The following is a 19,822-nucleotide window of genomic DNA, read 5'->3' as shown; positions in this document are numbered from 1 at the left end:
CGGATGCGGGACACTCCCTTGCTCCATCAGCCCTGGAGGTGCCTGTGACGATGGCAGATGCGCCGGTCTCGGCCGTGCGGTCGCCTGTGCCGCAGCCCCAAGACCGCGACGACGCGGATCGCCCCGCCGGGAAGAAGCGCAAAGACCTGCGAATACGGCAGCCGCTCCGGCACCGCCTCAAGCGGGACAAGGCACTTCTGCTGTTCTGCCTGCCGGGCGTCCTGTACTTCGCGCTCTTCTTCTACTTGCCGCTCGCAGGCAACGTCATCGCCTTCCAGGACTACCAGCCGTTCCTGGGCTTCAAGCAGAGCCCGTTCGTCGGCCTCGCGAACTTCACCGCGCTGCTCGCCGAACCGGACTTCTGGAGCGCGGTCTCCAACACCCTGCAGATCACCGCGATCCAGCTGCTCCTCTACTTCCCCGCACCGATCGCCCTGGCGCTGCTGCTCAACTCGCTCATCAGCGAGAAGATCAAGCGGTTCATCCAGACCGTCGTGTACCTCCCGCACTTCCTGTCCTGGGTCGTTGTGGTCGCGATGTTCAAGCAGGTGCTCGGCGGCGCGGGTTCGGTCACCACGCTCCTGATGGAGCACGGGGTCACCATCGGCAACGTGATGACGGACCCCGGCACCTTCAAGCTGCTGATCACCGCCCAGGCCATCTGGAAGGACTGCGGCTGGGGGACGATCATCTTCCTGGCGTCGATCGCCTCGATCGACATGGGCCAGTACGAGTCCGCCGCCATGGACGGAGCCGGCTGGCTGCGCAGGATCTGGCACATCACCCTGCCGGGCATCCGGCCGGTGATCCTCATGCTGCTGATCCTCCGGCTCGGCGACATCCTCTCGGTCGGCTTCGAGCAGATCATCCTGCAGCGCGACGCCGTCGGTCCGGACGCCTCCGAAGTCATGGACACCTACGTCTACTTCCACGGCGTCATCGACGGCGACTGGGGGATGAGCACGGCCGCGGGTCTCATGAAGGGCGTCATCGGATTCGCCCTCATCCTCGCCGCCAACAAGCTGGCCCACCGTTTCGGTGAGCAGGGAGTGTACCGATGAGTCAGCAGACCCTTTCGTCACGGCTGCGCACCGCCCGGTCCGGCCCCCGGCGTGCCTCGTCCGGCCGCCCGCCGTGGATGGAGCGCCCCCACTGGTACGGACAGGGCGCGAAGGCGGCGGCCCTGGTCGTCCTGACCGTGATCGTGCTCTACCCGTTCGTCCTCGCCATCGGCACCAGCCTCGCCGGACGCGAAGAGCTCAACGCCAACGGCGGCTACGTCCTGCTGCCCAAGCACCCGACGCTGGAGGCGTACCGGGTCATCCTCTCCGGCGGGGTCGTCACCCAGGCGGCCCTGGTCTCCATCTGCATCACGCTGATCGGCACCGCGCTGAGCCTGGCGTGCACGGTGATGATCGCGTACGGCACCTCGCGGCCCGGCACCGTCCTCGGCAAGCCGATCCTGCTGCTGGTGCTGGGTACCTTCCTCTTCGCCCCCGGCATCATCCCCACGTACCTGGCCGTCCAGCAGTTCAAGATGCTCGACACCTATGCCGCGCTGATCCTTCCGGTACTGCTCAACGCGTTCAACATCGTGGTCGTGCGCTCGTTCTTCCAGAGCATTCCCGAGGAGCTGTACGACGCCGCGCGGATCGACGGGGCGGGTGAGGTGACCGTCCTGTTCCGGATCGTCCTCCCGCTCTCCAAGGCGGTCCTCGCGGTGGTCGGGCTGTTCTACGCGGTCGGCTACTGGAACAGCTTCTTCAACGCGGTGCTCTACCTCAACGACTCCAGCAAGTTCCCCATCCAGGTGATCCTGCGCAGCTACGTCCTCAACGGCCAGAGCATCAACGCGCAGGCCATGGGCGTCCACGCGGTGCCGCCCGCGACCTCCTTGCAGATGGCCGTGCTGATCATCGCCATCGTGCCCATCTTCTGCGTCTATCCCTTCCTGCAGAAGTTCTTCGTCAAGGGCGTTCTGACCGGGGCGATCAAGGGCTGATCCGCCCGCCCGGACCCCGCCCCACGCACTTCACACACTTCAAGGAGCACCCATGTCCACCAACTTGTCCAGGCGCGGTTTCATGGGCGCGGCGGGGATCGCCGGCCTGACCGCGGCCGGTCTGACGTCCCTGACCGCGTGCGGCAGCGGCGCCACCATCAGCAAGGGCGGAGCCAAGGCGTCCGCCAAGCTGAAGCTCCCGGCGTACGTCGCCGCGCAGACCGCCCCCGCGGACCTCGCGGGCAACGCGGCCGGGCTGGACGCCACGTACCTGCGCTACCCGAAGCAGCTGACCAGGTCCGTGGCCAAGGTGCCCGGCGACGGCAGCCGGATCACGGCCCTCACCGAGACGTTCACGACGCCCGCGCCGCCGCAGGCCAAGAACGCCTACTGGCAGGAGCTGAACAAGCGCCTCGGGGCGCAGTTCGACATGACGATCGTCGTCGACCAGGGCGTCGATGCGTACCTCACCAAGTTCAACGCCATGATGGCCAGCGGCGACATTCCCGACCTGGTCTGGTTCCCGCCGAACCAGGGCATCCAGCGGGTGCCCGAGCTGCTGGACGCCAAGTTCCAGGACCTCACACCGCACCTGTCCGGCGACGCGGTCAAGAAGTACCCCAACCTGGCGAACCTGCCGACCACCGCCTGGAAGACCGCCGTGATCAACGGCAAGATCCGCGGCGTCACCGTCGCCTACGGCTCCATGGGCCAGGTCTACGTCGTCAACGAGGACTTCTGGAGGCCGGTCGGCGGCGCCAAGTTCACCAGCGCCGAGGACTTCCTCGCCAAGGGCAAGGAGCTCCTGGACGCCAAGCGCAACAAGTACGTCCTGGAGCCGGCGTACGTGAACCACGTCGGCATGTTCGGCCAGTGGTTCGGCGCCCCCAGCAGCTGGCGGCTGGAGGGTGGCAAGCTCACCCACATGTACGAGACCGAGGAGTACCAGGAGGCCCTGGCGTTCGGCGTCAAGGTGGCCAAGGCCGGTCTCTTCTGGCCCGACCCCAACCTCTCCACCACCATGGAGAAGATGGCGCAGGGCTCGCTGGGCGCCTACGTGCAGTCCTTCCCCAGCTTCCTGGTGGACGCCAAGACGTACGACTTCCCGTTCGGCGTCATCGTGCCGTTCGCCGCCAAGCCGGGCGCGAAGCCCCGGTACAGCATGGGATACGGCTCCGTCGGCTACACCGCCATCAGCAAGAAGGCCGACGACAAGCGGGTCAAGATGCTGCTGGGCGTGCTGGACTACCTGGCCGCTCCCTTCGGTACCGAGGAGCGGCTGTTCCTCGACAACGGCATCGAGGGCAAGCACTTCACCCGCACGTCCGGCGGCGACGTCGAGCTCACCCCCAAGGGCGAGGCCGAGGCCGTCACCACCGCCATGCCGCTCGCCTTCCTGGCCGCCGGGCCCGAGTACATCTACCTGCCGGGCAAGGCGGAACTGGCCGGCCGGATCCACGGCTGGCAGCAGGAGCTCCTCAAGATCAACCAGTCGAGCCCGGTCAGCGGTCACTTCTCCGACACGTACACCCGCAAGGGCGCCTCGCTCACCACGGCCATGAGCGACATCCAGAAGGACATCATCGCGGGCCGCAAGCCGATCTCGGCCTACAAGGAGGAGCTGCGCAAGTGGCGCTCCGGCGGCGGCGACAAGATACGGGCCGAGTACGAGGCCTCGCTCGCCGGCAAGTAGTCCCTGCCCGCACCATCCGTACGGAACCGCCCGCACCACCAGTACAGACAGAAGGGACCACCGTGTCAGACCTGCGACTCGGCGTCATCGGGCTCGGCCTGCGCCGTTCCATCGCGATGTCCGCCCACCACCCCGGACAGGGTTCGGCGATCACCGCCGTCTGCGACCTCGACCCCGAGGTGCGCCGGCGTGAGGCCGAGCGGTTCGGCACCGATGTCGCGGTCGAGGACTACAAGCTGCTCCTCGGCCGCGACGACCTCGACGCGGTCATCGTCGCCACCCCGGACGACACCCACGAGACCATCGCCATCGACGCGCTCCGGGCCGGCAAGGCCGTCTTCGTCGAGAAGCCGCTCGGCATCACCGTCGAGAGCTGCGACAACGTCCTGCGTGCCGCGTACGAGACCGGGACGCGGCTGTACGTCGGACACAACATGCGCCACATGGGCGTCGTGCGGCTGATGCGCGACATCATCGCCCGCGGCGACATCGGCGAGCCCAAGGCCGTGTGGGTGCGGCACTTCGTGGGCTACGGCGGTGACTACTACTTCAAGGACTGGCACGCCGACCGGACCCGCACCACCGGTCTGCTGCTCCAGAAGGCCGCCCACGACATCGACGTCCTGCACTGGCTGGCCGGCGGCTACACCCGCCGTGTCAACGCGCTCGGCGACCTCCTCGTCTACGGCGACCTGCCGCGGCGCGAACCGGACACCCCGCGCCCGGCGAACTGGCTGCGGGAGTTCGACTGGCCGCCGACGGCCCGCAAGGACCTGCACCACATCGTGGACGTCGAGGACGTCTCGGTGATGAACATGCAGCTCGACAACGGCGTCGTGGCCGCCTACCAGCAGTGCCACTTCACCCCGGACTACTGGCGGAACTACACCGTCATCGGCACCGAGGGGCGTCTGGAGAACTTCGGTGACGGCCCCGGTGACGAGGTCAAGGTCTGGAACACCGGCCCCAGCGGCTACCGCGGCGACGCCGACATCACCTACCGGGTGCCGGACGCCGGTGGCTCGCACGGCGGCGGCGACACCCGGATCATGGAGGAGTTCTGCCGGTTCGTGCGCGACGGGGGCGTCACCGACACCTCGCCGGTCGCCGCCCGGATGAGCGTCGCCGCCGGTGTGCTCGCCACCCGTTCCCTGCGCGAGGGCGGTGCGCCGTACGACGTACCGGCCCTCGACCCCGAGCTCGTCGCCTACTTCGAACGCGGTCAGGTCCGCTAGGAAGACGGCACGAGGCGTTCCGGCGACCTTCGGCGACCGCGCTGTCCGGCGCGGTCACCGGAGGTCGCGGTACGGCTGTTTTCAGCCATGCTCGGTGGGTAATCGGCGCATTCCGGTTTGATGCCCGCCCGAGGGGTGTCGCCCGCGATGGGTGACCTCACCGGGTGCTGTGAAGGTGATTGTCCGAAAGGTGCCCCATGGGGGTGCGAAGTGCCGGTTTCGCAGGGTCACCGAGCCGCCGTGACCGAAGGATGCGAGAGGCGATTTTGCGCCAATGGAAGGCCGTGATGGCCGAGTTCGAACGCATGGCCGGAACGCGGTCGGCATAATCGCGTCCATGTCGATCACGGGTGGAGACGTCGTTGACCTGGGGCGGGGCCTGTACGCATGGCTTCCGCCGAAGCGCGGCTGGGGGCTGGCCAATTGCGGTCTCCTCGTCTCGCCCCGTGGCGCGCTCTGGATCGACACCCCGTACGACGCCGTGCTGGCCGGCCAGTTCCTGGCCGAATCCACGAAGCGGCTGCCCGACGGTGTCTCCATCGACCGGGTGATCGTCACCCACGCGAACGGGGACCACTTCTGGGGCGCGGGCGTGCTCCCGGACGCGGAGATCATCGCGACCCGCGAGGCCCGGGAGCACATCCATTACGAGCCCACGCCGCAGCAGCAGCACGCGCTCGTCACCACCGGCGATCCGGCCACCGCGCTGGGCGCCTACCTCGGACGCCACTTCGGCCCCTTCGACTGGTCCCACACCGAGCCGGTGCAGCCGACCACGTACTTCACCGGGGAGCTCGAACTGACCCTGGGGGAGTACCCGGTCCAGATCTCCGCCCTGCCGTCCGCGCACACCACCGGCGACCTGATGGTCCACCTGCCCGCGCAGAGCGCGGTGTTCAGCGGGGACATCATCTTCTCCTCCACCCCCGCCCGGCCCGGCGACCACCCGGTGCACTGGGCGGGTCCGCTGAGCAACGTGATCGCGGCCTGCGAACGGGTGCTGGCCACCGGCGCGGAGACCGTCGTCCCCGGACACGGACCGGTCCTCGACCGGGCCGGGGTGCGCGATCACATCGTGTACCTGGAGTACGTGCGCGAGCGTGCCCACGCCTTCCACGCCGCCGGGGTTCCGGCCCTCGAAGCGGCCCGCCGGGTCATCGGCGAAGGACGCTATCCGGAGCTGGGCCTCCCCGAGCGGCTGGTGGTGACCATCGGCAGCGAGTACCGGCAGCTCGACGGCTCCGAACTGCCCGGAGTGCTCCAGGTGATGACCGACGTCGCCGTGGTCGCTCAAGAAGTGGAGCAGTCCCGTGAGCCGGCGGGCCCTGCGGAGAAGTAAGCGGAGCTTCCGCCGCCGCTTCGGCCGGAAGACCGATCCGACAACAGAAACGCGGTGACGGCATGGGATGGATCGTGGCGGTGATCGCCGTCGCTGCTGCCGTGGCGGCGGCTGCCCGCGCACAGAACGCGGCCCGCTCGGAGTACCTGGCCCTGACCCGCGTCGAGCTGGCCGAACGACAGTCGAAGGCCGCCGAGGCCCGTACCGCCGCCCTCACCGACGAGATCCGGCAGCTGGCCCGCAAGCGGATACCCGCCGTCGCGCTCGCCCTCTCCCATCCCACCGCCCGGGTGCCCGGACTGCGGGAGGCGGCCGACGTCGACGGCGATGCCGCCCGGTTGCTCACCGAGGCCGTACAGGCCGCCCGCACCGCGGTCGTCGAGGAACGCGGGCGCGTCGACGCGGCCGCCCGTGCGGCGATGCGCGGTACCTCCGCCAAGATCCAGTCCCTGCTCAACCAGTCCCAGCAACTGCTGCACGAGCTCCAGCACGAGTACGACGACCCGCGGATCCTGCAACTGGACTTCCGCAACGAACTGGCGCTGCGGCGCACCCAGTCCACCGCCGTGCTCTGCGACGCCTGGCCGGGGCTCGCCCGCCGGAACTCGCCGCTCGTCGAGATCGTGCTCGGCGCCCAGTCCCGGGTCGCCGGCTACGAACGGATCAAGGTCGCCAACCATCTGCGCGACGAACGGCTCGCGCTCGTGGCCCGCGCCGCCGAGCCCCTCGCGATCGCGCTCGCCGAACTGCTGGCCAACGCCACCGCCTACTCGCACCCGGACACCGATGTCCAGGTGACCGTCCAGCAGAGCGGCGGCCGCGGCGCGTTCCTGGTCGTCGACGACGCGGGCATCGGCATGGACGACGACGCGCTCGACCGGGCCCGCGCCCTGCTGGCGGGTCCGTCCGAAGTGCTCCTGACCGAGCTGGGCGATCCACCGCAGACCGGCTTCGCCGTCGTCGGCCGGCTCGTCGTGCAGTACGGCTTCAGCTGCCACATCGAGGCTTCGCCGTTCGGCGGAATGCGTACGATCCTGCGCGTCCCCGCCCACCTGCTGACCGTGCTGGAGGACGACCGGACCCTCTCCGCCCTCGCCCCGAAGCCGGTGCAGGCACAGGCCACTTCGTCCGCCTCCGCCCCCGCCGGGCCGGAGCCAGCCCCCGCGCCGCGCCCCGCCGGCGGGCACCCCGCCGAACTGCCCAGCCGGCGCCGACGGGCACCACGTCCGACCCCGGCCCGGCCCGCGCCCGCCACCGTCACCCCGGACCGGGAAAAGGTGTCCCGTACACCTGAAGAGGCCGGGGCTTCCTGGGCGGCACTCCAGCAGGGCACCCTCAACGGCAGGAGCACCGCCGGACGGCCGACCGCACCGGCACCGGACGACCCCGCCCCCCAGGACGACCAGAGCGACCGGAACGACCGGAACGACCGGAACGACCGAGGAGACGACGAGACGTGAGCGCCCCCACCCCCACCACCGGTGACCTCGCATGGGTGCTGACCCCCCTGCTGGAACTGCCCGGAGTCCAGCACGCCGTGGTCGCCACCGGTGACGGTCTCGTCGAAGGCGCGTCGCCGGGCCTGGACCGGGCATCCGGCGAACGGGTCGCCGCCATGACCGCCACGCTGCACGCCGCGGCCCGCGCGTTCACGACGGCCTTCACCGACGTCGAGGCGCCGAGCCTGGCCCAGACGGTCGTCGAGTCCGACCAGGGCTTCGCCATCGTCGTACCGGCCGGGAACAACACCACCCTCGCCCTGTTCGCGGAACCCGGAGCCAAGCTCGGCGACATCGCCTACCAGATGCAGGTGCAGGTCACCGCCCTGACCCGGGCGATGAACGCGCCCGCCCGCCAACCGGACACCACCGCCCGGCCATGACCTCCGGCCGCGGACGCCGTCTGATCCCCGCCTATCTGGTCACCGGCGGCCGGACCCGGCCCGCCGGTCCCGCGCTCGACCGGCTCGCCGTACTCGTACGCACCGGCACGGACCTGCCCCCGGACACCGGCTCGGAACAGCGCAGACTGTGCGAGCTGCTCGAACCGGGCGCGCTCACCGTCGTCGAATGCGCGGCCCACCTGGAACTGCCGGTCAGCGCCACCGTCTTCCTGGCCACGGACCTCGCGGCCGCCGGACACCTGCACACCCGACCGCCCATCCCCAGCGCCGGGGAGATCGACCGGTCGCTCGTCGAGAGGCTGCTCGTTGGACTCCGCTCCCTCCACTGACCGGGCCGGCATCGGCTACCTGCCGCCCGCCGCCCGGACCCTGATGAAGCTCGTCGTCACGGGGCCCTTCGGCGTGGGCAAGACCACCCTGATCCGGACGTTGTCGGAGATCGCCACGCTCCACACCGAAGAGGCGATGACCCAGTCCAGCACCCGGTTCGACGACACCGCGGGGCTGCCGGACAAGACCACGACCACCGTCGCCATCGACTTCGGCCGGCTCACCGTCCTCGACGACCTGGTGCTCTACATGTTCGGCACCCCGGGACAGCAGCGCTTCCTTCCGCTCTGGGAGGACATCGCACGCGGCGCGCTCGGCGCACTCGTCCTGGTCGACACCCGCAGGCTCGCCGACTCCTTCGCGGTCATGGACATGGTCGAGGAGCAGGGGCTGCCGTACGCCGTCGCCGTCAACCGCTTCCCCGACGCCCCCGCCCACCCGGACGAGGTCCTGCGCAAACACCTCGACCTCGCCCCCGAGACCCCGCTGGTGCAGTGCGACGCCCGCGAACGCCGCGGCAGCATCGACGCGCTGATCGCGCTGGCCGAGCACGTGCTGACCCGAATGCCCCGGCCCGAGGACCCCTCATGACACCGCCCGTACAGCCGCCGCAGCCCCTCGCGCTGTACGGCCCGGACTTCGCCGCCGACCCGCAGAGCCACTACCGGCGCCTGCGCGCACACGGCCCCCTCGCCCCCGTCCGGCTCGCCCCCGGCATCGATGCCCTCCTGGTCACCGACTACCAGGCCGCCGTCGACCTGCTGCGCGACCCCCACACCTTCACCAAGGACCCGCGCGCCTGGCAGGCCACCGTGCCCGACGACTCACCGGTCCTGCCCATGCTCGGCTACCGGCCCACCGCGCTCTTCAGCGACGGCGACGTGCACACCCGCTACCGCGACGCCATCAACGACAGCCTCGCCCTGATCGAGCCGCACGTCCTGCGGGCCGAGGTCGCCCGGGTCGCCCAGCGGCTCATCGGGGAATTCGCCGCGACCGGCAGCGGCGATCTGATCGCCCAGTACGCCCGACGGCTCCCGGTGCATGTCTTCGTCACCTGGTTCGGTGTCCCGCCGGGCGACAGCGAACGCATCGTCAACGGCATCGCCGGCATGTTCAACTCCGCCGAGGACGCCGCCACCGCGTACGCCGATCTCGTCGAGGTCGTCACCGAGCTGGTCGCCGACCGGCGTGCCAGGCCGCGGCGCGACCTCACCTCGTACCTGCTCGCCCATCCCGCCGATCTCGACAATGACGAGACTGTGCGTCAGATCACTCTGATCATGAGCGCGGGCCACGATCCGACGACCAATCTGATCGGCAACGCGCTGCTGCACATGCTCACCGACGTGCGCTACGCGGGCTCGCTGCACGGCGGCGCGATGACGGCGCACGAGGCGATCGACGAGGTCCTCTGGCACGACCCCCCGCTGGCCAATCTCGCGGCCCACTACCCACGCCACGACACGGAGTTCCACGGCGTCCGGCTGCGCGCCGGACAGCTGGTCCTGGTCTCCTACGCCGCGGCCAACTCCCAGTCGGTGCCCGGACGTTCGGACTCCGGGATCCGGTCCGGGGCCAGTGCCCATCTGGCCTGGTCGGCCGGTCCGCACCGGTGCCCGGCGAAGCAGCCGGCGCTGCTCATCGCCATGACCGCGATCGAGCAGCTGACCAGTCAGCTGTGCGACGCAGAACTGGACGTTCCGGTCAGCGGACTGGAGTGGCGGCAGGGGTCGTTCCACCGCGCGCTGGTCCGGCTTCCGGTACGTTTCACCCCCGTCGACATGACCGCGGAAACGGACCGGCGCGAAGCCGCCGAGAGCGCGTCGGACGGCCCGTCGGCGGTGTCGATCGGCCCGTGAACCGTGTCGGTGGTACGCCGAACGGGTGAGGGACGAGAGAATTGCCCGATGAACAGCGAGCGCAGCCGGCGCAACGCCGACCGAAGCACAGACGGGGTGGTCCGGTGAGCAGGTACGACAGGTACGACGTCACGGACGAGCAGTGGGAGGGGCTTGCCCAGGTCGTGCCTCTGCGCAGCCGGAACGAGTGGCCCTCCCGGGTCGATCACCGCACGGTCCCCGACGAGAGCGCGGAAGCCGAACAGCGGCGCCTCGTCGTGCTGCGGGTCCAGGTCTTCGCGGACGCGCGGGAGGTGGCGGAGTACCTGGTCGCACAGATCCCGGTGCTGCTCGATCTGACCAGCGCGGAGACGGATGTGGCCAAGCGCATCCTGGACTTCACCAGCGGGGTTGTCTTCGGGCTCGGCAGTGGAATGCACCGGGTCGACCGGAATGTCTTCCTGCTGTCACCGGTCGGCATGGAGGTCGAAGGGGTCACGGCGGCGGGCGTACCCGGTTCGTAGGAGGAACGCGGGCGGGGGTGGCCGGGAGGGACCGGCAAGGCAGGTCCGTCCCGTTCGTGCGAACGCCGTGCGGGAACGCCGTGCGGGAACGCCGTGCGGGAACGCCGTCCGGGAACGCCGTGCGGGCGCGACAGTCGCCGCGAAGGTAGCCCGATCGTAGGAAGGTAGTTCAGGCGGAACGGTTCTCCTGCCCGGGGCCTGCTTACGGTCCGCCCATGACTGCACTCCGCCCGGAAACCACCCCCCTTCCACCACTCGCCGGTACGTCCATGTCCGCCGACGCTTCCCTCGCCGCGGGTGCGTCCGCGCCGGGTGGTGCCGCTGCCACCGCCGGTGCGGCCGGTACACCCGTGTCCGCCGTTGCCTCATCCGGTACGTCGGCCCGGCCGGAATCCGTGCTGCGTTCCCGCGGGTCCGTCCGTTCCGCCGGGCCCGTCGTCACCGAACTGCGGCTGTCCGCCTTCGCCTCGCACCGGGGCGCCACCTTCCCCGTCGGCCCCGTCACTCTCTTCGCCGGGCCCGGCGGCAGTGGCAAGTCGAGTGCCCTGCGGGCGTACGAGGCGCTGGCGCGGCTGGGCAGCGGGGACGTGCTCGACGAGGTGTTCCCGGACCCGGCGGGCTGTGTGCCGGAAGGGGCCGCGGCCGATGCCCAGGGCCGCCGAGGATTCCGGATCGGCTGCACGACGGACGGCCCGGCGGGCCCGGTACGGCTCGACGTCGCCGTCCAGACGGAGCCCACCCTCCGCATCGTCGGCGAACGGCTCACCGGTGGCGGCGAGATTCTGCTCACCACCGCGTTGCGCGACCCGGGGCGCTCGACCGTCCAGGCGGCCTGGCACACCGCGGGCGCGGTCCCGGTGACGCGCGCGCCGCTGCCGGACGACCGCCTCGGAACGTCCCTGCTGCCGCTGCGGGTGGCGGGCAGGACCGAGGGGCAGTTACGGGTCCTGGCCGCCGCCGAACAGACGGTCGTGGCCCTGCGGTCGGTCTTCGCCTGCGATCCGCAGCCGTCGCGCATGCGTGCCCCGGTACCGGCGGGCGACGGCCGGCTGCGCAGGGACTGCGGCAACCTCGCGGCCGTGCTGGGGCGTACGCACACGCAGCACGCCCCACGGCATGCCCGGCTGGTCGCGGCCGCCCACGCCGGATGCGCGGGGCCGGTGACCGGGCTCGGTGTGGAGCGGCTCGCGGACGGGTTGCTGTGCGCGGTGGTCGGGCGCGGCGGGGGACGCGTCACGCCGGTCGGCCGGCTCGGCGACGGCGAGTTGAGGTATCTCGCGCTCGCCCTGGTGCTGCTCACCGGCCCCGGGGCGCTCGCGGTGGACGCCGCGGGCGAGGTGCCGTCGGCCATGCAGACGCTCACCGTGCTGGCCGACGGATTCGACCGGGACCTGGACGGACGGCAGTCGCGCGAACTGCTGGATCTGGCGGTGTCGACCGGGGCGGCCGGCCACCTCGGACTGGTGGGGACCGTGACGGAGTCGGGTGCGGCGCGGGCCCGGGAGACGCCCGGGGTGACGGTGGTAGACCTGGAGCCGTGAGAGAACTTGATGTACGGGCCTTGCAGCGACGGCTCGCCGCGTTCGCGGCCGCACGGGACTGGGAGCAGTACCACACCCCGAAGAACCTGGCGGCGGCGCTGAGCGTCGAGGCGTCCGAACTCGTCGAGATCTTCCAGTGGCTGACGCCGGAGCAGTCGGCGCGGGTGATGGAGAGGCCCGAGACGGCGCACAGGGTGGCGGACGAGGTCGCGGATGTGCTCGCGTATCTGCTGCAGTTCTGCGAGGTGCTGGGGATCGACGCGCTGGCGGCGCTGTCGGAGAAGATCGAGCGGAATGAGGCCCGATTCCCGGTGCCGGAGCGCCTGGACACCTCCGAACCCCCGGATCGTCACTCTTCGGAGTGATCGATTTATCCACAGTCGACTTCGTGTCCACAGATTTCCGAATTCCCCTGGCTTTTCGGTGCTGACGCCCTCACTGTGGGTAATGAATGAGTTGAGCGGCTTTTCGTACGGACGGGGGTAACGCATGGAAGCGGAGCGGCTTGTAGGAGTCAGTCGACGTGCGCTGGCGCAGAGCCGGGGCACGCCGGACATCATCGCCGAGGCATGGCAGGCCCAGGCGCTCGCTCAGGCGATCGGCAGTCGGCTCGCCGTGGACGGACCCAAGGAGTTACGGGGCGAGGCGCGCGGGCTCAGTGAAATCGGGGGGAGGAGCAGCGGGGCGCTGGACCACCCGGCGGCGCGGGCCGGGGTGGCACGGGCCGCACAGCTCTCCGCGCTCGCCGAACCGCGGGCGACGCTGACGGGACTGGGCACGCTGCTCGGGGAGGTGGGGATGGCCCTGGTCGGGGTGGCCTGCGAGACCGACGAGCAGGGGCTCTACTGGCAGTGCATGGAGGCGATCGACGCGGCCGACGAGTCCATGGACCGGGTGCACGGAATGCTCCGGCGCCTCGACGAGCAGGAGCGGGAGCGGCAGCAGGATCTGGAGCGCGGCCGGGAGCGGGACGGCCCGTACGGTGCGGTCCGCGGACCGGCGGGCTCGGCGGCGGGCCAGCCGTGACCGTACAGCCCTTCGGCGGCGGCGAGTGGCGGTGGTGGCGCCGAGGAGGGAGGAGGGGAGGAAGGACCGGCGTCCGGAGGTGCAGGATGGGTGCATGGATCTTCGAATCTTCACCGAACCCCAGCAAGGGGCCTCCTACGACACCCTGCTCACCGTCGCCAAGGCGGCCGAGGATCTCGCCTTCGACGCCTTCTACCGCTCTGACCACTACCTCCGCATGGGATCGGGCGACGGGCTGCCCGGCCCGACCGACGCGTGGATCACCCTGGCCGGGCTGGCGCGCGAGACCAAGCGGATCCGTCTCGGCACGCTCATGACCGCGGGGACCTTCCGGCTCCCCGGAGTGCTCGCCATCCAGGTGGCGCAGGTCGACCAGATGTCCGGCGGGCGGGTCGAGCTCGGCCTCGGTGCGGGCTGGTTCGAGGAGGAGCACAGGGCCTACGGCATCCCGTTCCCCAAGGAGAAGTTCGGCCGGCTGGAGGAGCAACTGGCCATCGTCACCGGGCTGTGGGCGACCGAGGTCGGCAAGACGTTCAGCTTCGACGGCACCTACTACCAGCTGACGGATTCGCCTGCGCTGCCCAAGCCGGCGCAGGCCAGGGTGCCGGTCCTGATCGGCGGTCTCGGCGCGAGGCGCACACCGCGGCTGGCCGCCCGGTACGCGGACGAGTTCAATGTCCCCTTCGCTTCGCTGGAGGACAGCGAGAAGCAGTTCGGCCGGGTCGGGGAGGCGGCGAGGGCGGCCGGCCGGGGGCCGGACGATCTGGTGTACTCCAACGCCCTGGTGGTCTGCGTCGGCAGGAGCGATGCCGAGGTGGCACGTCGTGCCTCCGCCATCGGCCGTGAGGTGGCGGAGCTGAAGGAGAACGGCCTTGCGGGCTCGCCCGCCGAGGTGGTCGACAAGATCGGCCGGTACGGCGCGATCGGGTCGTCCCGGATCTACCTCCAGGTCCTGGACCTGGACGATCTGGACCACCTGGAGCTGATCTCCTCCCAGGTCCAGTCCCAGCTCACCTGAGCCGGGAGCGATTCCGGCCCACCCGGGCCGGATGCCGGTTCCGGCCCACCTGAGCCGGCGTCCGTTCCCGGTTCGCCCGCCGCGCCGGAGCCCGGCACCTGAGGGGAGTCACCCGTGCACACCGCCCGGTCGGCCCAGGACCCGCCCGCCCGCGCCCTCGATCAGGCCCTCGCGGAGAGGACGCTCCTGCTCGACGGCGGTCTCTCCAACCAGTTGGAGGCGCAGGGCTGCGATCTGTCCGACGCCCTGTGGTCGGCCCGGCTGCTGGTCGACGGGCCGGGGCAGATCGAGGCGGCGCACGCGGCCTATGTGCGGGCGGGTGCGCAGGTGCTCATCACGGCCGGCTACCAGGCGACGTTCGAGGGATTCGAGCGGCGGGGGATCGGACGGGCCCGGGCGGCGGAACTGTTCGCCCGCAGTGTGCGGCTGGCACGGCGGGCCGCCGGAGGGGTGGAGCGGGAGGTGTGGGTCGCCGCCTCGGTCGGCCCGTACGGGGCGATGCTGGCGGACGGCAGCGAGTACCGGGGCCGCTACGGGCTCTCCGTCCGGGAGCTGGAGCGGTTCCACCGTCCCCGGATCGAGGCGCTGGCCGCCGCCGGGCCCGACGCGCTGGCGCTGGAGACGGTGCCGGACATCGACGAGGCCGAGGCGCTGCTGCGGGCGGTCGAGGGATGCGGACTGCCCGTCTGGCTCTCCTACAGCGTGGCGCGGGACCGGACCAGGGCGGGGCAGCCGCTGGAGACGGCCTTCGCTCTCGCCTCGGGGAACGACCGTGTGCTGGCCGTGGGGGTGAACTGCTGTGATCCGGCGGATGCGGACCGGGCGGTGCGGGTGGCGGCGGAGGTGGCCGGGAAACCGGTGGTCGTCTATCCGAACAGCGGTGAGCGGTGGGATGCCGGGGGCCGGGGGTGGATCGGGGACTCGACGTTCGATCCGGGAAGGGCAAGGGCCTGGCAGGACGCCGGCGCCCGGCTGGTGGGCGGTTGCTGCCGGGTCGGCCCGGACACCGTAGCGGAGCTGGCGGGGCTGCTCGGCGGAACGACGGCAGACGAAGGGAAGCGGGGCGGAGAAGGGGGATGACGGGAACCGAGGGGGCCGCGGGAGCCGAGGGGACGGGCGGGCCGGGGGGACGGGCGGGCCGGCGGCGTCCGGACACATGAAAATGCGCTGGTGGGACGCGAGCGAACCGGACCATACTCGGATGTGTGTTCCTGACGATCAGCACGACCGGCAACCCGGAACGTCCCGCTACCGACCTCGGTTTCCTGCTGCACAAGCACCCAGGGAAGGCGCAGACGTTCTCCACCTCCCACGGCACCGCGCATGTCTTCTATCCCGAGGCATCCGCCGAGCTCTGCACCGCGGCGCTCCTGCTGGAGGTGGATCCCGTGGCGCTGGTGCGGCGCGGCAAGGGCAAGGGCCGTGGCGGCGCCCCCGACGCCGCGCTGGCGCAGTACGTCAACGATCGTCCGTACGCGGCGTCCTCGCTGCTCGCCGTGGCGATGAGCGCCGTCTTCAAGTCCGCTCTGAACGGTGTGTGCCGCGCGCTGCCCGACCGGGTGCAAGCGCCTCTTCCGCTGCGCATCGAGGTACCCGCTCTGCCGGCGCGCGGTGGCGCGGAACTGGTGCGCAAGCTCTTCGGGCCGCTCGGCTGGACGAGCGTGGACGCCGTGGCCGTACCTCTGGACGAGCAGTTCCCGGAGTGGGGGGACTCGCGGTACGTACGGCTGGTGCTGGAGGGCGAGTTGCGACTCGCGGACGCGTTGCGGCAGCTGTACGTCCTGCTGCCGGTGCTGGACGACGCCAAGCACTACTGGGTCGCGCCGGACGAGGTGGACAAGCTGCTGCGGGCCGGTGAGGGCTGGCTGGCCGGCCACCCCGAGCAGAAGCTGATCACCAGCCGCTATCTGTCCCGGCGTTGGGGGCTGACCCGGCAGGCGATGCAGCAGCTCGAACTGGTACGGCTCGCCGAGTCGGACGACCTCGATGTCGAGAGCATCGACAACGCGGTGGACGAGACGACCGACACCGAGGAGAAGCCGGTGCCGCTCGCCGAGCAGCGGCGGACCGCGATCCTCGACGCGTTGCGTGGCGCGGGCGCGAGCCGGGTCCTCGACCTGGGGTGCGGGCAGGGCCAGTTGGTGCAGGCGCTGCTCAAGGACGCGGGCTTCACGGAGATCGTCGGCGTCGACGTCTCCATGCGCGCCCTCACCATCGCCTCGCGCCGGCTGAAGCTGGACCGGATGGGCGAGCGGCAGGCCGCACGTGTCACGCTCCAGCAGGGCTCGCTCACCTACACCGACAAGCGGCTCAAGGGGTATGACGCGGCTGTGCTGAGCGAGGTCGTCGAACACCTCGACCTGCCGAGGCTGCCCGCGCTGGAGTACGCCGTGTTCGGTTCGGCCCGGCCGCGGACCGTGCTCGTGACGACGCCGAACGTCGAGTACAACGTCCGCTGGGAGACCCTCCCGGCCGGACAGGTGCGCCATGGCGACCACCGGTTCGAGTGGACGAGGGCCGAGTTCCGCGCCTGGGCCCGTGAGGTGGCACAGCGGCATGGGTACGGGGTCGGCTTCCTCCCCGTGGGGCCCGACGACCCCGAGGTGGGACCGCCCACGCAGATGGCCGTGTTCACGATGACCGCAGCCGATGGGACCGGAAAGCAGAACGGGAACAAGACCGAGAAGGAGGCGAAAGCCGCATGACCAGTACCTCGCGCACACTGCCGGTGACCGACCTCTGCCTCGTGGTCCTCATCGGAGCCAGCGGTTCCGGCAAGTCCACCTTCGCCCGCAAGCACTTCAAGCCGACGGAGATCATCTCCTCGGACTTCTGCCGCGGCCTGGTCGCCGACGACGAGAACGACCAGAGCGCCAGCCGTGACGCCTTCGACGTCCTGCACTGCATCGCGGGCAAGCGGCTCGCCGCCGGGCGGCTGACCGTCGTGGACGCCACCAGCGTCCAGTCCGAGAGCCGCAGGCAGCTGGTCCAACTGGCCAGGAGCCACGACGTGCTGCCCATCGCGATCGTCCTCGACCTGCCCGAAGAGGTCTGCGTCGCGCGCAACGCGGCCCGCCCCGACCGCGCCGACATGCCGCGCCACGTCATCCAGCGCCACCGCCGCGAGCTGCGCCGCTCGTTGCGCGGCCTGGAGCGCGAGGGCTTCCGCAAGGTGCACATCCTGCGGACCGAGGAGGAGGCGGAGCACGCCGAAGTGGTGCTGGAGCGCCGCTACAACGACCTGCGCCACCTCACCGGCCCCTTCGACATCATCGGCGACATCCACGGCTGCAGTTCCGAGCTGGAGTCCCTGCTCCGCAAGCTCGGCTACGTCGACGGTGCGCACCCCGAGGGGCGCACGGCGGTCTTCGTCGGCGACCTCGTGGACCGCGGCCCCGACAGCCCCGGGGTACTGCGCCGCGTCATGTCCATGGTGGCGGCGGGCAACGCCCTGTGCGTGCCCGGCAACCACGAGAACAAGCTCGGCCGCTATCTCAAGGGCCGCCAGGTCCAGCACACCCATGGACTCGCCGAGACCATCGAGCAGCTGGACCGGGAGGACGAGAAGGACCCGGCCTTCCGGGAGCGGGTGCGGGAGTTCATCGACGGGCTCGTCAGCCACTACGTGCTCGCCGGGGGTGACCTCGTCGTCTGCCACGCCGGACTGCCCGAGAAGTACCACGGGCGCACTTCCGGACGGGTCCGCTCGCACGCGCTGTACGGGGACACCACGGGCGAGACCGACGAGTTCGGCCTGCCCGTGCGCTACCCGTGGGCGGAGGAGTACCGCGGCCGCGCCACGGTGGTCTACGGCCACACCCCGGTGCCCCACACCTCCTGGGTCAACAACACCATCTGCCTGGACACCGGCGCGGTCTTCGGCGGGAAGATGACCGCGCTGCGCTGGCCGGAGCGCGAACTCGTCGACGTACCCGCCGAGAAGGTCTGGTACGAGCCGGTCAAGCCGCTGACCACCGAGGCCCCGGGGGGCCGGGAGGGCCGGCCGCTGGACCTCGCCGATGTGCACGGGCGCCGGATCGTGGAGACCCGGCACCTGGGCCGCATCGCGGTCCGCGAGGAGAACGCCGCGGCGGCGCTCGAAGTCATGAGCCGGTTCGCCGTCGACCCGCGGCTGCTCGGCTACCTCCCGCCGACCATGGCGCCCACCGCCACCTCGCACGAGGACGGCTATCTGGAGCACCCGGCCGAGGCCTTCGCCCAGTACCGGGCGGACGGCGTCACCCAGGTCGTGTGCGAGGAGAAGCACATGGGCTCGCGTGCGGTGGCGCTCGTCTGCCGGGACGCGAACGCCGCCCGCGAGCGGTTCGGCGTGGCGGACACCTCCCGCGCCCCGGGCGGTGGGGGAGGCCCGACCGGGGCGCTGTACACCCGCACCGGACGGCCGTTCCTCGACGACGTCGCACTCACCGAGGTGATCCTCGACAGGCTGCGCACCGCCGTCAGCGCCGCCGGACTCTGGGAGGAGTGGAACACCGACTGGGTGGTGCTCGACGCCGAGCTGATGCCGTGGTCCCTCAAGGCGGCCGGGCTGCTGCGCACGCAGTACGCCGCGGTCGGCGCCGCCTCCGGCGCCGTCCTCCCGGAGGCCGAAGCAGCTCTCGCGGCAGCGGCGGCCCGTGGCGTGGACGTGGGCACGCTCGCGGAACGCCAGCGGGGGCGGGCCGAGGACGCGGCCGCGTTCACCGAGGCGTACCGCCGCTACTGCTGGAGCACCCAGGGGCTGGACGGGGTGCGGCTCGCGCCGTTCCAGATCCTCGCAGTGCAGGGCCGTTCACTGGCCTCCGTACCGCACGACGAGCAGCTGGCCTGGCTCGACCGGCTGGTGGAGCACGACCCGACCGGGCTGCTCCAGGTCACCCGCCGGCTCGTCGTCGACACCGGTGACGAGGCGTCGGTACGCTCCGGCGTCGACTGGTGGCTGGAGATGACCGGACGCGGCGGCGAAGGCATGGTCGTCAAGCCGCTCGCCGCGCTCGTACGGGACGGCAAGGGCAGGCTGGTCCAGCCGGGCATCAAGGTGCGCGGCCGGGAGTACCTCCGGATCATCTACGGCCCCGAGTACACCCGCCCGGAGAACCTGGAGCGGCTGCGCGGCCGGTTCCTGGGCCACAAGCGTTCGTTGGCGCTCCGGGAGTACGCGCTGGGACTCGAAGCACTGGACCGGCTGGCCGACGGGGAGCCGCTGTGGCGGGTGCACGAGGCGGTGTTCGCGGTGCTGGCCCTGGAGTCGGAGCCGGTCGACCCCCGGCTGTAGGGTGCGGCGTCAGCGGGTTCTCCGGTGGGACCAACAGTGAGATCAACGGAAAACCCGCTGGCGATTCACCGGGTGAACGGCGCTCCGCACGGTGA

The 19,822-nt window shown here is 71.0% G+C and carries 18 protein-coding genes; all 18 read left to right on the top strand.

Going from position 1 to position 19,822, the window contains the following annotated elements; all coding sequences use genetic code 11:
* Window positions 1-50: 50 nt before the first annotated feature.
* The 18 genes from ACIOMQ_RS11500 to ACIOMQ_RS11415 all read left to right on the top strand — a co-directional run bounded on the left by ACIOMQ_RS11500 (window position 51) and on the right by ACIOMQ_RS11415 (window position 19,727).
* Window positions 51-1,061, top strand: a complete 1,011-nt coding sequence (locus tag ACIOMQ_RS11500; RefSeq protein ID WP_389801895.1) for an ABC transporter permease — start codon at window positions 51-53, stop codon at window positions 1,059-1,061.
* Window positions 1,058-2,002: a carbohydrate ABC transporter permease gene (locus ACIOMQ_RS11495; RefSeq protein WP_362201985.1), complete on the top strand. Its 945-nt coding sequence runs from the start codon at window positions 1,058-1,060 to the stop codon at window positions 2,000-2,002. The genes ACIOMQ_RS11500 and ACIOMQ_RS11495 overlap by 4 nt, the downstream gene beginning before the upstream one ends.
* Window positions 2,003-2,054: 52 nt before the next feature.
* A complete protein-coding gene (locus ACIOMQ_RS11490; protein WP_362201982.1) occupies window positions 2,055-3,695 on the top strand; it encodes a hypothetical protein in 1,641 nt (546 codons plus the stop codon).
* Between the two features lie 62 nt (window positions 3,696-3,757).
* Complete coding sequence (locus ACIOMQ_RS11485; RefSeq protein ID WP_401263601.1) at window positions 3,758-4,930, top strand: Gfo/Idh/MocA family protein; 1,173 nt, start codon at window positions 3,758-3,760, stop codon at window positions 4,928-4,930.
* A gap of 337 nt (window positions 4,931-5,267) precedes the next feature.
* Window positions 5,268-6,269 carry an MBL fold metallo-hydrolase gene (locus ACIOMQ_RS11480; protein ID WP_401758031.1) on the top strand — a complete coding sequence of 334 codons (1,002 nt, stop codon included), beginning with the start codon at window positions 5,268-5,270 and terminating at the stop codon, window positions 6,267-6,269.
* A 62-nt stretch (window positions 6,270-6,331) separates the two neighbouring features.
* Window positions 6,332-7,729, top strand: coding sequence for an ATP-binding protein (locus ACIOMQ_RS11475; protein ID WP_402188712.1), 1,398 nt, complete (start codon window positions 6,332-6,334; stop codon window positions 7,727-7,729).
* Entirely contained in the window at window positions 7,726-8,151 is a 426-nt protein-coding gene (locus ACIOMQ_RS11470) for a roadblock/LC7 domain-containing protein (protein WP_362201970.1), read from the top strand. Before ACIOMQ_RS11475 ends, ACIOMQ_RS11470 begins: the two co-directional genes overlap by 4 nt.
* Window positions 8,148-8,501, top strand: coding sequence for a DUF742 domain-containing protein (locus tag ACIOMQ_RS11465; protein ID WP_362201967.1), 354 nt, complete (start codon window positions 8,148-8,150; stop codon window positions 8,499-8,501). The genes ACIOMQ_RS11470 and ACIOMQ_RS11465 overlap by 4 nt, the downstream gene beginning before the upstream one ends.
* On the top strand, window positions 8,479-9,093 hold the full coding sequence (locus ACIOMQ_RS11460; protein WP_362201964.1) for an ATP/GTP-binding protein: 615 nt from the start codon (window positions 8,479-8,481) through the stop codon (window positions 9,091-9,093). Before ACIOMQ_RS11465 ends, ACIOMQ_RS11460 begins: the two co-directional genes overlap by 23 nt.
* The gene (locus tag ACIOMQ_RS11455; protein WP_402188710.1) at window positions 9,090-10,364 is read left to right on the top strand and encodes a cytochrome P450; all 1,275 of its coding nucleotides are present in this window, start codon (window positions 9,090-9,092) and stop codon (window positions 10,362-10,364) included. Before ACIOMQ_RS11460 ends, ACIOMQ_RS11455 begins: the two co-directional genes overlap by 4 nt.
* A 104-nt stretch (window positions 10,365-10,468) precedes the next feature.
* The gene (locus ACIOMQ_RS11450; protein WP_362201958.1) at window positions 10,469-10,867 is read left to right on the top strand and encodes a cell division protein SepF; all 399 of its coding nucleotides are present in this window, start codon (window positions 10,469-10,471) and stop codon (window positions 10,865-10,867) included.
* Between the two features lie 215 nt (window positions 10,868-11,082).
* Window positions 11,083-12,408, top strand: coding sequence for an AAA family ATPase (locus ACIOMQ_RS11445; RefSeq protein ID WP_401263606.1), 1,326 nt, complete (start codon window positions 11,083-11,085; stop codon window positions 12,406-12,408).
* Window positions 12,405-12,773, top strand: a complete 369-nt coding sequence (locus tag ACIOMQ_RS11440; protein WP_401263607.1) for a nucleotide pyrophosphohydrolase — start codon at window positions 12,405-12,407, stop codon at window positions 12,771-12,773. Before ACIOMQ_RS11445 ends, ACIOMQ_RS11440 begins: the two co-directional genes overlap by 4 nt.
* 124 nt (window positions 12,774-12,897) lie before the next feature.
* Window positions 12,898-13,434 carry a DUF6099 family protein gene (locus ACIOMQ_RS11435; protein ID WP_362201950.1) on the top strand — a complete coding sequence of 179 codons (537 nt, stop codon included), beginning with the start codon at window positions 12,898-12,900 and terminating at the stop codon, window positions 13,432-13,434.
* Between the two features lie 94 nt (window positions 13,435-13,528).
* On the top strand, window positions 13,529-14,452 hold the full coding sequence (locus ACIOMQ_RS11430; protein WP_401936236.1) for an LLM class F420-dependent oxidoreductase: 924 nt from the start codon (window positions 13,529-13,531) through the stop codon (window positions 14,450-14,452).
* Window positions 14,453-14,566: 114 nt separating this feature from the next.
* A complete protein-coding gene (gene mmuM / locus ACIOMQ_RS11425) occupies window positions 14,567-15,532 on the top strand; it encodes a homocysteine S-methyltransferase (protein ID WP_402188708.1) in 966 nt (321 codons plus the stop codon).
* A 125-nt stretch (window positions 15,533-15,657) separates the two neighbouring features.
* Window positions 15,658-17,157, top strand: a complete 1,500-nt coding sequence (locus tag ACIOMQ_RS11420; RefSeq protein ID WP_401936240.1) for a 3' terminal RNA ribose 2'-O-methyltransferase Hen1 — start codon at window positions 15,658-15,660, stop codon at window positions 17,155-17,157.
* On the top strand, window positions 17,154-19,727 hold the full coding sequence (locus ACIOMQ_RS11415; protein WP_402188706.1) for a polynucleotide kinase-phosphatase: 2,574 nt from the start codon (window positions 17,154-17,156) through the stop codon (window positions 19,725-19,727). The genes ACIOMQ_RS11420 and ACIOMQ_RS11415 overlap by 4 nt, the downstream gene beginning before the upstream one ends.
* Window positions 19,728-19,822: the final 95 nt, after the last annotated feature.

This window comes from Streptomyces sp. NPDC087845, assembly GCF_044742755.1.
In the GTDB taxonomy this organism is placed as follows: domain Bacteria; phylum Actinomycetota; class Actinomycetes; order Streptomycetales; family Streptomycetaceae; genus Streptomyces.
The sequence above is the reverse complement of the archived record's forward strand: the minus strand, read 5'-3'. Positions and strand labels throughout refer to the sequence as shown.